Source organism: Galactobacter sp., from assembly GCF_022712295.1.
Classification (GTDB): domain Bacteria; phylum Actinomycetota; class Actinomycetes; order Actinomycetales; family Micrococcaceae; genus Galactobacter.
In genome coordinates this window covers 1-13,045 of record NZ_JALAGT010000040.1, presented here as the reverse complement: position 1 = coordinate 13,045, position 13,045 = coordinate 1, and the positions used below count along the sequence as shown (strand labels likewise).

Sequence of the window (13,045 nt, the reverse complement as noted above, 5' to 3'; positions counted from 1 at the left end):
GTGGTCACCGGGCGGCTCCTGGCGGGGGGTGGGTTGACGGTTCGGCTGATCGTAGAGCGGGTGTGCAATTACGGATGGTGTACGTGGGAGTCAGTGCGGCGGTGCGGTGATGAGCGAGGTCATCAGCGACTCCAAGGCGGCTTGAGGGGAGACGTTGCCCGCCAGTCGTCGTCTGGTGGCGGCAATGGCGTCGATGCAGGCCAGGCTGTGCGCGGGGTCGGTGGCCTGTGCATAGCGTTCCAAGCCCTGGGACATGTGCGCATTGACGAGGTCCTGGTGGGTGTCCAGTTGCAGCAGCAGGCAGTCCCGGAAGAACGTGGTGAGGTCGATGAGGGAGCGGTCGATGGCGTCGGTGACGCCACGGCGTGCGCGTCGCTTGGCTCCGTCGGTGAGGTTCTTGAAGTGCGACCTCAGCTGTGGCGGGATGGTCTCCTCGGGTCCGAGGCCCAGTTGGGTGCGTAACTTGGCCTCGTCGGACTCGGCGCGGTCCTCGGCAGAGGCCTCCGCTTCGGACGCTGTGAGGTCCAGGAACCGCTGTGCGGCCTCCATGGCGGTGGGGAGATTCCTGACCTTGAAGGGCAGGGAAACCACGGCTTCACGGCGGCTGCGTGACCCCGCGTCCTGCGCCAGGCGCCTCGCCACCCCGATATGTCCCTGGGAGACGCGGGCGGCGAAGGCCGCTTGTTCCGGGGTGAGGCCGTCGCGGCGGATCAGCAGATCGGTCACGGATTCCACGTTCGGCACCCGCAGCGTCACGCCGCGACAGCGTGAGCGGATGGTCACGAGGACGTCCGCGGGGGACGGCGCGCACAGGATCCAGATGGTGTGAGGTGGCGGCTCCTCGATGGCCTTGAGCAGCACATTGGTGGTGCGCTCGGTCATTCTGTCCGCGTCTTCGACGATGATGACGCGCCAGCGTCCGGTGGAGGGGTGGTCCTGGGCCGTGGTGATGAGACCGCGCACGTCCGCGATGGCGTAGGTGACGTTCTCCGTGGCGACCATGGCGACGTCGGGGTGCGTGCCGGCCAGGACGGAACGGCATGCCTCGCAATTCCCGCAGCCACGGTGCTCGGGGCGGGTCTCGGTGCATTCCAAAGCGGCGGCGAAGGCGCGCGCCGCGTTGGTGCGGCCCGACCCGGGAGGGCCGGTGAACAACCAGGCATGGGTGGGGGACCCCTGCTGCACAGTGCGGTCCAGGGTGGCCACGACGTCGTCCTGGCCTGGGAGGTCGCTCCAGACGCTCATGCCCGCTCCTCTGCGTTCTTGTGTCCGACGGCGGGCTCCCCGGCCTCCGTGGTCACGGCACCGTCGGCGCTGGTCAGTAGCGGTTCGAGAGCGTGGAGGACGGCGGCGGTGAGGTCGGCCGCAGAGCGCGTGGCATCCAACACGAGATAGCGCTCGGGTGCCTGAGCCGCTAATTCGAGGAAGGTGGAGCGGACCGTGGAGTGGAAACTGTCCGGTTCCGCCTCCAACCGGTCCTCTGTCTCAGAGCGTTCGCCGCGACGGATCCTGCCGAGTTCGGCGGGGGCGTCAAGCACCACAGTGAGGTCGGGGAGCAGCCCCTCGGTGCCGAAGGCGTTGAGGCGGGCCACGGTGTCGATGCCCAGACCGCGCCCAACGCCCTGATAGGCCAGGGAGGAGTCCACGAAACGATCGCACACCACCACGGCGCCGCGCTGAAGGGCGGGCAGGATCACGCGGTGTACGTGAGAGGAACGCGCGGTGGCATAGAGCAGTGCCTCGGTGCGGTCATCCACCGGGGCGTTGGCGGGGTCCAACACCAGGGAACGCAGTTCTTCCGCGATGGGCGTGCCACCTGGCTCACGGGTGAGTACGACCTCCAGGCCTTGTTCCTCGAGGGCCTCCGCGACCCGCCTGGTCTGGGTGGACTTTCCGGAGCCGTCCCCACCCTCGAAAACGAGGAACACACCAGGACGGGAGTCGGGTGTGGCGGGTGAGGGGTGCTCGGTGTTCACCCCACGAGCCTATCGGTCGTGGCCAGGAGAAGCTTCCTGGACCCGGCCATGCGAAGCCCGTATGTGGAGGACACGCGGACGGCGTGATGCCGGAACCCGCACGAAAACTGGATGCTCGGAAGCACTTGGGCGCGGCCCTGTGGCGATGTGGGGCGCCGGTTCGTCGGTGCCATCCGGTGGCGCAGGACCGTCATGAACCGGATCCCAGGCGCCTGTCGCGCCGGATCGGTTCTACTCTGGTGCCATGAGCGCCGAACAGCCTGTGCAGCATCCCGACAATGTGTCCCCCTCAACCGCAGTGGTCTCCCTCGGTAGGCCGGAGCGCACTGCGGACGCACCGCTGAATCCTCCCGTGGTGCTCTCCTCCACCTTCGTGGGCTCCGACCCGGCCGTGGACGGTGCCCGCGGGTACGCACGCTTCTCCAATCCCACCTGGGAACCTTTGGAGGAGGCCATTGCCACGTTGGAAGGCACCGACGTCCCCGGCCTGGCCTATGCCTCAGGCATGGCCGCAGTATCGGCAGGATTCTCCTTGGTCCCGATCGGCGGCATCGTGGTGGTCCCCGGGACCGCATACAACGGCACCATCGGCCTGGCCAGAGAACTCGCCGCTGACGGCGCCCTCACCCTGCGAGAAGTGGATCCCGCAGACACGGATCAGGTTTTGGCCGCGCTGCCCGGCGCAGACCTGATCTGGCTCGAATCCCCGGTCAACCCGCTCCTGGATGTGGCAGACGTGCCCGCCATCGCAGCCGCCGCACGCGAGCACGGCGTCACCGTGGTCGTGGACAACACCTTCTCCACTCCGCTGCGTCAGCGCCCGCTCTCGGTCGGTGCAGACGTCGTGGTGCACTCCGCGACCAAGTTCATCGCGGGCCACTCCGACGTCATCATGGGCATCGTGGTGGTCAAGGATGCCGAGCTGCGAGCCAAGCTCCTCGGTCGCCGCACGCTGGCCGGCTCCATCCCAGGACCGTTCGAGGCCTGGCTGGCGCTGCGGGGCCTGCGCACCATGTCACTGCGTCTGGACCGTGCGGAGGCCAACGCGGGTATGCTGGCCGAGCGCCTGCACCAGGCCGGGGGATTCTCAGATCTGCGCTACCCCGGTCTTCCCTCCGACAAGCATCACGCACGCGCCGCCGCACAGCTGGACGGTTTCGGGGCCATCATCTCCGTGGTGTTCGATTCCGCCGAGCGGGCCAACGCGTTTGTCGCCGGCCTGCAGCTCTTCACCCCGGCCACGAGCCTCGGTGGTGTGGAATCCCTGGTGGAACGCCGTCGTCGCCACGCGGCAGAACCCGTGGATGTTCCTGAGGGGTTGGTTCGTCTGTCCGTGGGGATCGAGGACGTCGACGATCTCTGGGCCGATGTGCAGCGCGGACTCGCCGCCGCGGCCGCCCTCTGAAACAGCCTTGACCATGGACCGTAGAGTAGAGCCATGATCGTTGCCTTTTACGTCACCCGTTGGCTGTTCCTCGTGGTGGGCGTGGTCGTGGCGATCCTGTGCTTGTGGGCCCTCCTGGACTGCCTGCGCCGACCGGCCGAACGCTTCACCGCGTACGGGAAGCTCAGCAAGGGTGCCTGGAGCGGGATCCTGGTTGCCGCCACCGCCATCACCGTTTTCGGGGCGTTCATGGCCTCGACCTCGAGCCTGTTCACGTTGGCAGCCGCAGTGGCAGCCGGCGTGTACCTGGCAGACGTCCGCCCGGAGGTCTCCGGCAAGGGCAGCAGCTGGTACTGAGCCACGGGTTCAGTCGAGCGGAGCCACCTGGTCCCAGGCCACGGTGAGCTCACCGAGTCGCCAGCGGTGAGGACCGTCCAACAAAGCCCAGCCCTGATCGACCAGGTCCATGCACATGGCCCGCCAACGCTGCCGCAGCCCGAACGGCGCCACCACGGAAGCCCTGGCCCACGCGGCATCCAAAGCGGTGAAGAGATCATGTACGCGCTCGCCGGGGACATTGCGGTGGATGAGGGCCTTGGGAAGTCGTTCCGCCAGTTCGGACGGCTCTTCCAGGCCAGCCAAGCGCGTGGACAGCGTCAGCGACACAGGGCCGGTCGCGTCGACGGTGGCCCAGCACGCCCTCCGCCCGATCTCGTCGCACGTGCCCTCCACCAGGATTCCGCCCGGTGACAGCCTGGAGGTCAGCAGCGTCCAGACGTCTGCCACATCCTCCTCCCGATACTGGCGAAGCACGTTGAAGGCACGGATCACCGCAGGGTCGGGCCGCACGGGAACCTCGAATCCGCCCAACCGGAAATCCAATCCGGCTTCGGCGGCCGGTTGGGCCTCGGCGACCCGTGCGGGTTCGATCTCCAACCCGGTGACCGTGATGTCGGGGTTGAGGTCTCGTAGCCGGGTGAACATCTCCACGGTGGTGACGGGAGACGCGCCGAATCCCAGATCCACCACCTTGGCAGGCCCGTGCCTCAGCAGAGAGGCCTGAGTTCCGGTGAGCCAACGGTCCACCCTGCGCATGCGTTGCGTGTGGGTGGTGCCCCGCGTCGGGTTGCCCTGGGGGCCACGTGCATTCCTGGCCCCACCGCCCTTGTACGCATGCGCCTTCTCCACCACGTGGTCAAGTCTAGAGTCCTCGGCCCGGCCACCATTTTCGACTTACTCCCCACGCTGCCGACTTCCGCTGACTAGGATGGAGCCCATGACCCATACCTTGATCCTGCTCCGCCATGGGCAGAGCGAATGGAATGAGCTGAACCTCTTCACGGGCTGGGTGGACGTCACCCTCACCGAGAAGGGCCGCGCCGAGGCAGCCAACGGCGGCACGCTGTTGAAGGAATCCGGCATCAAGCCGGACGTGCTGCACACCTCCCTTCTCTCCCGCGCCATCCTCACTGCGAACCTGGCGTTGGAGAGCGCCGACCGTCAGTGGATCCCCGTGGAGCGTTCCTGGCGCCTCAACGAGCGCCACTACGGAGCGCTGCAGGGTAAGGACAAGGCGCAGGTGCGTGACGAGTTCGGCGAGGACCAGTTCATGACCTGGCGCCGGTCTTACGACGTTCCGCCGCCGGAGCTGCCGGACGACGACAAGTACTCGCAGGCCAACGACGAGCGTTACGCCGACCTCGAGTCCGTGCCTCGCACCGAGTGCCTCAAGGACGTGCTGGAGCGTCTGTTGCCGTACTGGGAGGGTTCCATCAAGGAGGACCTGACCCAGGGCAAGACCGTGCTGGTCACCGCCCACGGCAACTCGCTGCGTGCCCTCGTGAAGCACCTGGACGGGATCAGCGACGACGACATCGCCGGCCTGAACATCCCCACCGGCATCCCGCTGGTCTACGAACTCGACGACGACTTCAAGCCGATCACCCCGGGTGGGCGCTACCTGGATCCGGAGGCCGCGGCCGAGAATGCCGCTGCCGTGGCCAACCAGGGCAAGAAGTAGTCTCTCGGAAATATCAATGCCCGACGGTTCGGGGCGCCTACCGCTGGTAGGCGCCCCGAACCGTCGGGCATTCGTCTTGCTGATGCGGTTCAGGACAGAGCCGCAGGCTCCCACTCTCCGGTGACCAGGTAGCTGACCTTGCGGGCCACGGACACCCCGTGATCTCCGAAGCGTTCCAGGTAACGGCTGGTCAGGGTGGCATCCGCCGTGGTCGGGGCCGAGGCCGTCCAGTCGGGCCCGGCCACGATGCGGAACACGGAAGCATGCAGATCGTCGATCCGAGAGTTGGCGGAGACGATCTTGCGAACCAGCTCCAGGTCACGGGTGGTGAGGAGTTCCGTGAGCTGGGAGGCGATCTCCATGTCCAGCGTGGCCATCTCCTGGAACGTGGGGAGGATCCGATCCGGGACCACGGGTTCCGGGAAGCGCAACCGGGTCAGCTGTGCGATGTGCCTTGCCAGGTCCCCCATGCGCTCCAGAGAGGCGGACATGCGCAGCGACCCCACGATCATGCGTAGGTCGGCAGCGACGGGGCCCTGCAGGGCGAGGACGTCGATGGCACGCTCGTCCAGTTGGTTCTGAAGAAAATCGATCCTGGCGTCAGCGGCAATCACCTCCTGCGCCAGATCGGTGTCTGCCGTCGCGAACGACGTCCACGCCCTTCGCATGGCCTCACCCACATCCTGGGTCATCGTCACGAGCTCTTCGCCGATTCCCTCGAGTTCGGCCTGGAACACCTTGCGCACGCAAGCATCCTTTCCTTAAGGATCTTCACCTTCATCGCCCGGATCGGGCGTGTTCAGGCCAGCCAACCAGTGGAAGGTGACCGTGCGGAGGGGTGCCGGTGAACAGTCGGTGAACGCCCGCAGGATTCTGCGACAGAGCGGTCGGTTCCGCCGTCGCGATGGTTAGAGTTGAGGGCGTGGACCCCAGGATTCTCACGATGGTGCTGGCCGGGCTCGTCGGGCTGGCGCTCGGTGTGGCCGGCCTGTCTGCTGCCCTCGTCTCCCGGCGTGGCCGGACGCTGGATCTGCCGGGTTCCGACCCGGACCTCCCGGAGGGCGCAACGGACGTGCTATCAGTGATCGGCCGCGCCTACATCTTGTTGGACGATGTGGACGGCGTGGTCAGAGCCAACCCCACTGCCTACGCGTACGGCCTCATCCGTGGCCACAGCCTGGTTCATTCCGAACTCGAGGACCTGGTGCGTAAGGTTCGCCTGGACGGGGTCATCGAGGAACGTGAACTCGATCTGGCCCGCGGACCGGTGGGGGAGGGAAGCATCGTGGTCCACGTCCGCGTGGCCGCGTTGGGCGGAGACCATGTCCTCTTGCTGGCGGACGACCGCACCGAGTTCGCCCGCACCGCGGCGATGCGTAACGACTTCGTCGCCAACGTCTCCCACGAGCTGAAGACTCCTGTCGGCGCGGTGTCCCTGTTGGCAGAGGCGCTTGAGGAGGCCGCCGACGACCCGGAGACCGTGCGTCGTTTCTCAGCGAGCCTCGAGAGGGAGTCCAAGCGTCTCGCAGCGCTGGTGCAGGACATCATCGAGCTCTCCCGGCTACAGGGAACGGACGTGGTGGTGCAAGGCCAGCGCGTGGACCTGCGCGAGGTCGTGGACGAGGCCGTGGAGCGCGTCCAGTTGCAGGCCGAGCAGAAGGGTGTCCGGATCAGTGTGGGTGGAGACGACCAGTGTCTGGTGCACGGGGACCGGGACCTGCTCATGACCGCCTGCAAGAACCTGATCGACAACGCCATCAGGCATTCCCCCGACGGGACCGCTGTGGGGGTGGGGCTGCGAAGGCGCGACGGTCTGGTGTCCGTGACCGTGACCGATCGTGGTCCCGGCATCGAGGAAGAGGACCGGGAGCGTGTCTTCGAGCGGTTCTATCGGGTGGACCCTGCCCGCTCGCGTGCAACGGGTGGTACCGGCCTTGGCCTGTCCATCGTTCGGCACGTGGCCTCCAGCCACGGCGGAGAGGTCACACTGTGGTCGCAGCCGGGGCAGGGATCGAGCTTCACCGTGCGGCTGCCGCAATATGAGGAACAGCCGGAGGAGACCACGAGCGAGGCACCCCGAGGCGACGACATGAACAATACGAGGACCGGCGTGGACGCCGGAGAAGAGAGGAAGAACGCGTGACCACCATCTTGGTCGTGGAGGATGAGGAGTCGTTGAGCGACCCTCTTTCCTTCTTGCTGCAACGCGAGGGCTTCAAGGTCCGCGTGGTAGCAGACGGGGCGAGCGCCGTGCCGGACTTCGAGCGCAACGGAGCGGATCTGGTGCTGCTCGACCTCATGTTGCCCGGGCTCCCCGGCACCGAGGTGTGTCGTCAGATCCGTCAGCACTCGGCCGTACCCATCATCATGCTCACGGCGAAGGACTCGGAGATCGACAAGGTGGTCGGCCTGGAACTCGGTGCGGATGACTACGTCACCAAGCCCTACTCCTCGCGCGAGCTGATCGCCAGGGTGCGGGCCGTACTGCGGCGCCGGACAGATGTGGAGGAACCGGCCGACGACGGGGCCGTGGAGGCCGGACCGGTGCGCATGGACGTGGACCGACACCAGGTGTGGGTCAACGGGGAACTCGTGACCATGCCGCTGAAGGAGTTCGACCTCCTCGAGGTGCTGCTGCGCAACTCCGGCATCGTGATGACCAGGGACAAGCTGATCGAGCGAGTCTGGGGCAGCGACTACGTCGGGGACACCAAGACCCTGGACGTGCACGTCAAGCGGCTCAGGGCCAAGATCGAGGCCGATCCGTCAGCGCCCGTGCACCTGGTCACCGTGAGGGGCCTCGGGTACAAGTTCGACGGATGACCTTGGCCGCAGCACGCTCAACATACGAGGAGGCCCGCACCGTTGGAAACGGTGAGGGCCTCCTCGTATGTTGAGCGGGTCGAAACGAGTCAGTGCTCGCTCGACTCGGAATCCTCGGCGGGCTCGAGGTGCTTGCGTACGTCGGGGTTGGAACCGCCGGGAACGTATTCGGCGTACTCGGGCAGGGTGCCGTCCACCACCGGGACCTTGATTTCGGTCTTGCCGGACTCGCCGGTGGTCACGGTGACCTCGACGTTGAGACCGGGGTCGGTGGTCTTGAATTCACCATCGGAAGTGCCGTCAACAGTGAAGTCCTCGGCGTAGGAGTCGTCCTGCAGGCTGACGTCCGACTTGGCGTCAACGGTGGTGGAGACCGTCTGCCCGTCGAAGTCGATGGAGAACTTCTGCTTCTTGGCGGAGTCGTTGGACAGGTGGCCGATGAAGCGGGCGGGCTCGCTGTCTCCGTTGGTCACCAGCAGCAGGTTGTTGACGATCAGATTGGCGCGGTCACCGGCGGACACTCCGTCGGAGGCGTCGTAATGCAGGGTGGTGGCCTGCTGGTTGATGGCACCGCAGCCGGTGGCGCCGAATGCGGCGGCGGCCAGAACTGCAGCGGAGGCCGCGATGCGGACGCGGGACTTCTTCACTTGGATCGCTCCTCGGGTGGCGTGACGGTCCGGGTGTGACCAGTCTTCTCCGATTCGAAGACGACAGGGCACATCCCGATCAAACTCGATTCTAGTCGCTCCTGGGTGTGCGCAAGTACCACGTGCGCGTGTTTCAGGCCGTGCTCCGTGTTGCAGAGGGTGACGGATTGAGGTTGCCCCCTCGTGAGGTAGACCTTGGCATGCTAAACTTGGACTCCTGGAAAGGGGATTATCCACATGCTTTTTGAGGTTGGCGAAACGGTGGTCTACCCCCACCATGGAGCCGCAACGATCGACGAGATCAAGATGCGTAAGGTGCGCGGCGAAGAGAAGATGTATCTCAAGCTGCGCGTTGCTCAAGGCGACTTGATCATCGAGGTTCCGGCAGAGAATGTCGATCTTGTCGGCGTCAGGGATGTCGTGGGTCAGGAGGGCTTGGACCACGTGTTCGACCTCCTGCGTGCACAGGATGTCGAGGAGCCGGCCAACTGGTCCCGCCGGTACAAGGCGAACGTCGAGAAGCTCGCCTCGGGTGACGTGAACAAGGTTGCCGAGGTGGTTCGCGACCTGTGGCGTCGCGAGCACGATCGTGGACTGTCCGCCGGCGAGAAGCGCATGCTCGCCAAGGCCCGTCAGATTCTGACCTCCGAGTTGGCCCTGGCCAAGAAGATCGAGGAGACGGAAGCAGAAGCCATGCTGGACGATGTCCTGGCTGAGTCCATGCCGGTGGAGAAGGCGGACGCCAAGTAGGGCCTCGCCGAACAAGATTTGTAGGTCGGCTGCGCACAGTTCGCTGTGCGCAGCCGACCTTTTTCGTTCCCCACCTCTCCCTTTGCCGGCCACGAGAGGTGACGACGGTAGGTGACTCACGCCGTCGGGCATGGGAGTTGAAGCCTGAGCCGCTAGGCTGGAGGCCGTGACCATGCGCTTGTACGACTCCCGTTCCCAGTCCGTTCGCGATTTCCACCCCCTGGTGGAGGGCGAGGTGGGACTCTACTACTGCGGCGCCACCACGCAGGGCATGCCTCACGTGGGCCACGTGCGATCAGCTGTGGCGTTCGACCTGCTGCGGCGTTGGCTCGAATACCGCGGGCTGAAGGTGACGATGGTCCGCAATGTGACCGATATCGACGACAAGATCTTGGAGAAGTCGGCGCAGTCCTACACCGATGTGGAGGCGCTGGGGCCGGACTACATCGCCAACGAGGAATGGTTCGCGCTCTCCTATCGCTTCGAGAACGCTTTCAAGGACGCCTACCGCAGTTTGGGCGTGCTCGATCCCACCTATGAGCCGCGCGCTACCGGGCACATCTCCGAGATGCATGAATTGATCAAGCAGCTCATCGACGCCGGTCATGCCTACCCGGCCACCGACGACTCCGGCGACGTGTACTTCGACGTGCGTTCCTTCCCCGACTACGGTGCACTGACGCATCAGCGAGTGGACGACATGCAGGATGCGGCGGACGCCGACCCCCGCGGTAAGCGGGACCCACGCGACTTCGCGCTGTGGAAGGGCGCCAAGGCGGACGAGCCGGCCACAGCGAGCTGGCCTTCTCCGTGGGGCCGTGGCCGTCCCGGGTGGCATTTGGAGTGCTCCGCCATGTCCCACAAGTACCTGGGTTCAGCTTTCGACATCCATGGTGGCGGGCTGGACCTGCGCTTCCCTCACCACGAGAACGAACTGGCTCAATCGGCCGCGGCCGGCGATGACTTTGCCTCCTTCTGGCTGCACAACGGCCTGGTGACCTACAACGGCGAGAAGATGTCCAAGTCGCTCGGCAACACGGTCTCCCCACGGCAGATGCTGCAACTGGCCCCTGCGCGGGTGGTCCGGTACTTCTTGGGGCAGGCTCATTACCGTTCCCAGTTGGACTACTCGGAGGGCTCACTGCGCGAGGCAGGTGCTGCGCTCGAGCGAATTGACAGGTTCCTGTCACGTTCCGCTGCGGCTGGGTTGCCGTCGGTTGAGGACGAGGCCCGCGCAGTCACCCCGGCCTTCGCTGCGGCCATGGACGACGACCTGGGTGTGCCTCAGGCGCTCGGCGCCCTGCATGACGCGGTACGCGCGGGCAACAGTGCGCTCGACGCGGGCGACCTCGCCGCCGCGGCCGAGGCGGCCGCCGCAGTAGAAGCCATGGCCTCCGTGCTCGGTATCGCCTCGACGTCCGTGAACGGCGGGGCTGACGGTGTCGGCGCCGCGGCCGAGCGGGAGGCGCTTTCCGCTCTCGTCGAGGCCCGCATCGTCGAGCGCGCCTCGGCCCGTGCGGCCAAGGACTGGGCTCGCTCTGACGCCATTCGTGACGAGCTGGCACACGTCGGCATCACGGTCAAGGACAGTGCCGACGGAGCCACCTGGTCCCTCGACTGAATCCCAAGGATGTGTCCGGACCCTCGCCGGTATCAACCACCACGGACAGGCGCAGTCGATACACTTGAACCCGATCCGCGGCTCTGATGCCGCCGTCCCGTTGCCCCCAACGGGAGTTGTACCGATGAGAGGCCAGACATGTCCGCGCCCAAGAAGGCACCGAAGAACAAGAAGGGCCCACTGAAGGGCACCGGTGGCCACGGCCGCAAGGCACTTGAAGGCAAGGGCCCCACGCCCAAGGCCGAGGACAGGGTCTATCACAAGGCCCACCGGGACAAGATGCTGCGGGAACGCAGTGACGCCAAGCGGCCTCAGGGCAACCGTCGGCCGAGTGGGCGCAACAAGCGCGCCGAGGAATACGTCTCGGGCCGCAACTCCGTGCTGGAGGCATTGAGTGCCGGCATCCCCGCCAAGGCACTGCATCTCGCCGTGCGTGTGGAGATGGACGATCGGGTTCGCGACATTCTCAAGATCGCGGCTGAGCGTGGCATCCCCTTGATGGAACAGCAGCGCCCCGAACTGGACCGCATGACGGATGACTCCGTGCACCAAGGTGTGGTGCTGCAGGTCCCCCCATACGACTACCAGGATGCGGGGGAGAAGCTCTCCGAACTGATCGGTAAGCACAAGGCAGGCCATTCCGCGGCCGCGCCGCTGGTGATCGCCCTGGACGGGATCACCGATCCTCGCAACCTCGGAGCCATCATTCGCTCGGCCTCCGCCTTCGGCGCGCAGGCCGTCGTGATTCCGGAACGTCGTAGCGCGGGCGTGACGGCCACGGCCTGGAAGACCTCGGCGGGTGCAGCAACCCGTGTTCCCGTCACCCGTGCCACCAACCTGACCACAGTGCTGAAGCAGGCCAAGGCCCAGGGTTACTACGTGGCCGGCCTCGACGGTGGCGGAGACGTGGACCTTCCGCAGTTCGACCTGGCCACGGAACCGCTCATTCTGGTGGTGGGCTCGGAGGGCAAGGGGATCTCCCGTCTGGTCTCGGAGAACTGCGACCAGATCGTCTCCATCCCGATCGATTCCGCCATGGAGTCACTGAACGCGTCGATGGCTGTGGGCATCACGCTCTACGACATCTCCCTGAAGCGTCGCTTGGCCGAGTAGTGAGCGCTGCAGCGTGAGCTCACACGATGACTGATCCGATGGGCCGGCGTCTCCATCCTTGATGGGGAGGCCGGCCCATCGGCGTTTAGGGGAGCGACTGAGGCCGTCCGGGTGCGAAACCAAAGTGAACAGTGTGTTTCAACCCGACGAAGGGCAGATTCGCATGAGGTGGGTCACATTTTGGTGACGAATACGCGTGGTTGGCGTCTCATTCCGGGGTCACTAGTGGCCGAGATCCCCGGATTTCCGCGGAAGCCGGCGCACTTGGTGTCGCGTTGAGGTCGGTTTTTGGGGGACGGCCCGGTTTTGCTCTGGCTCAAGTCTCGTGTAGAGTTGTCTCTCGTCGCCGCAACGAATCGGAAACGAAACGGAGCGGAGACGGAAGTCCTGGAGCGAAGGTTGCAGCCACAGGTTGGAGCCGGGATCCAGGGTGTCCGTTGTTTGAGAACTCAATAGTGTGCCAAGTTTGTTGATACCAAATTTATTTTGCTGACTGCCTTTTTTGGTGGTTGGTGTTTGGTGTTATTGCCTGCGCATTGCCGCCCCTGTGGTGGTGTGTGGGTGTGATGCTATGGATTGGATTGCTGGCTGACTTTCAATGTTTTCCCGTTGGGGTTGGTTGGTGTCTGTAATTTTTTTGCGGAGAGTTTGATCCTGGCTCAGGATGAACGCTGGCGGCGTGCTTAACACATGCAAGTCGAACGCTGAAGC

General features: G+C 65.5%; 13 protein-coding genes and 1 rRNA gene. 9 read left to right on the top strand and 5 right to left on the bottom strand.

All coding sequences use genetic code 11. The features are described from left to right. Window positions 1–90: 90 nt before the first annotated feature. Both Q0A15_RS03015 and tmk read right to left on the bottom strand, forming a co-directional pair. Window positions 91–1,245: a DNA polymerase III subunit delta' gene (locus tag Q0A15_RS03015; protein WP_291278057.1), complete on the bottom strand. Its 1,155-nt coding sequence runs from the start codon at window positions 1,243–1,245 to the stop codon at window positions 91–93. Continuing rightward, complete coding sequence (gene tmk / locus Q0A15_RS03010) at window positions 1,242–1,976, bottom strand: dTMP kinase (RefSeq protein WP_291278056.1); 735 nt, start codon at window positions 1,974–1,976, stop codon at window positions 1,242–1,244. The genes Q0A15_RS03015 and tmk overlap by 4 nt, the downstream gene beginning before the upstream one ends. 244 nt (window positions 1,977–2,220) lie before the next feature. Here tmk and Q0A15_RS03005 point away from each other — a divergent pair, with 244 nt between their 5' ends. After that, window positions 2,221–3,381 carry an aminotransferase class I/II-fold pyridoxal phosphate-dependent enzyme gene (locus Q0A15_RS03005; protein ID WP_291278055.1) on the top strand — a complete coding sequence of 387 codons (1,161 nt, stop codon included), beginning with the start codon at window positions 2,221–2,223 and terminating at the stop codon, window positions 3,379–3,381. Between the two features lie 33 nt (window positions 3,382–3,414). After that, window positions 3,415–3,717, top strand: coding sequence for a DUF2516 family protein (locus tag Q0A15_RS03000; RefSeq protein ID WP_291278054.1), 303 nt, complete (start codon window positions 3,415–3,417; stop codon window positions 3,715–3,717). Between the two features lie 9 nt (window positions 3,718–3,726). Here Q0A15_RS03000 and Q0A15_RS02995 read toward each other — a convergent pair whose 3' ends face one another. After that, window positions 3,727–4,548 carry a class I SAM-dependent methyltransferase gene (locus Q0A15_RS02995; protein WP_291278058.1) on the bottom strand — a complete coding sequence of 274 codons (822 nt, stop codon included), beginning with the start codon at window positions 4,546–4,548 and terminating at the stop codon, window positions 3,727–3,729. A gap of 88 nt (window positions 4,549–4,636) precedes the next feature. On the opposite strand from Q0A15_RS02995, the gene Q0A15_RS02990 reads away from it, so the two are divergent. Then, complete coding sequence (locus tag Q0A15_RS02990; RefSeq protein ID WP_291278053.1) at window positions 4,637–5,380, top strand: phosphoglyceromutase; 744 nt, start codon at window positions 4,637–4,639, stop codon at window positions 5,378–5,380. Between the two features lie 89 nt (window positions 5,381–5,469). Here Q0A15_RS02990 and phoU read toward each other — a convergent pair whose 3' ends face one another. After that, window positions 5,470–6,126 carry a phosphate signaling complex protein PhoU gene (gene phoU, locus Q0A15_RS02985; protein WP_291278052.1) on the bottom strand — a complete coding sequence of 219 codons (657 nt, stop codon included), beginning with the start codon at window positions 6,124–6,126 and terminating at the stop codon, window positions 5,470–5,472. Window positions 6,127–6,302: 176 nt separating this feature from the next. Between phoU and Q0A15_RS02980 the strand changes: the two genes are divergently transcribed. Together Q0A15_RS02980 and Q0A15_RS02975 are read left to right on the top strand one after the other, a co-directional pair. Beyond that, window positions 6,303–7,523 (top strand): ATP-binding protein, encoded by a 1,221-nt coding sequence (locus Q0A15_RS02980; protein ID WP_291278051.1) that lies wholly within the window; start codon window positions 6,303–6,305, stop codon window positions 7,521–7,523. Further along, window positions 7,520–8,203, top strand: a complete 684-nt coding sequence (locus tag Q0A15_RS02975) for a response regulator transcription factor (protein ID WP_291278050.1) — start codon at window positions 7,520–7,522, stop codon at window positions 8,201–8,203. Before Q0A15_RS02980 ends, Q0A15_RS02975 begins: the two co-directional genes overlap by 4 nt. Before the next feature lie 89 nt (window positions 8,204–8,292). Here the strand turns inward: Q0A15_RS02975 and Q0A15_RS02970 are convergent, their stop codons facing one another. Beyond that, window positions 8,293–8,850, bottom strand: coding sequence for a hypothetical protein (locus Q0A15_RS02970; protein WP_291278049.1), 558 nt, complete (start codon window positions 8,848–8,850; stop codon window positions 8,293–8,295). A gap of 237 nt (window positions 8,851–9,087) precedes the next feature. On the opposite strand from Q0A15_RS02970, the gene Q0A15_RS02965 reads away from it, so the two are divergent. From Q0A15_RS02965 to Q0A15_RS02950, 4 genes are all read left to right on the top strand, one after another. Further along, window positions 9,088–9,600, top strand: coding sequence for a CarD family transcriptional regulator (locus Q0A15_RS02965; protein WP_291278048.1), 513 nt, complete (start codon window positions 9,088–9,090; stop codon window positions 9,598–9,600). Window positions 9,601–9,766: 166 nt separating this feature from the next. After that, entirely contained in the window at window positions 9,767–11,221 is a 1,455-nt protein-coding gene (gene cysS / locus Q0A15_RS02960) for a cysteine--tRNA ligase (RefSeq protein WP_291278047.1), read from the top strand. A gap of 138 nt (window positions 11,222–11,359) precedes the next feature. Next, on the top strand, window positions 11,360–12,334 hold the full coding sequence (rlmB, locus tag Q0A15_RS02955; protein ID WP_291278046.1) for a 23S rRNA (guanosine(2251)-2'-O)-methyltransferase RlmB: 975 nt from the start codon (window positions 11,360–11,362) through the stop codon (window positions 12,332–12,334). 636 nt (window positions 12,335–12,970) lie between these two features. Continuing rightward, a 16S ribosomal RNA gene (locus Q0A15_RS02950) occupies window positions 12,971–13,045 on the top strand; the annotation flags it as partial.

Bases quoted from the DNA above. Each gene is read 5' to 3' on its own strand.
- Q0A15_RS03015 (WP_291278057.1), bottom strand. From the start codon at position 1,245: ATGAGCGTCTGGAGCGACCTCCCAGGCCAGGACGACGTCGTGGCCACC.
- Q0A15_RS03005 (WP_291278055.1), top strand. From the start codon at position 2,221: ATGAGCGCCGAACAGCCTGTGCAGCATCCCGACAATGTGTCCCCCTCA.
- Q0A15_RS03000 (WP_291278054.1), top strand. From the start codon at position 3,415: ATGATCGTTGCCTTTTACGTCACCCGTTGGCTGTTCCTCGTGGTGGGC.
- Q0A15_RS02990 (WP_291278053.1), top strand. From the start codon at position 4,637: ATGACCCATACCTTGATCCTGCTCCGCCATGGGCAGAGCGAATGGAAT.
- Q0A15_RS02965 (WP_291278048.1), top strand. From the start codon at position 9,088: ATGCTTTTTGAGGTTGGCGAAACGGTGGTCTACCCCCACCATGGAGCC.
- rlmB (WP_291278046.1), top strand. From the start codon at position 11,360: ATGTCCGCGCCCAAGAAGGCACCGAAGAACAAGAAGGGCCCACTGAAG.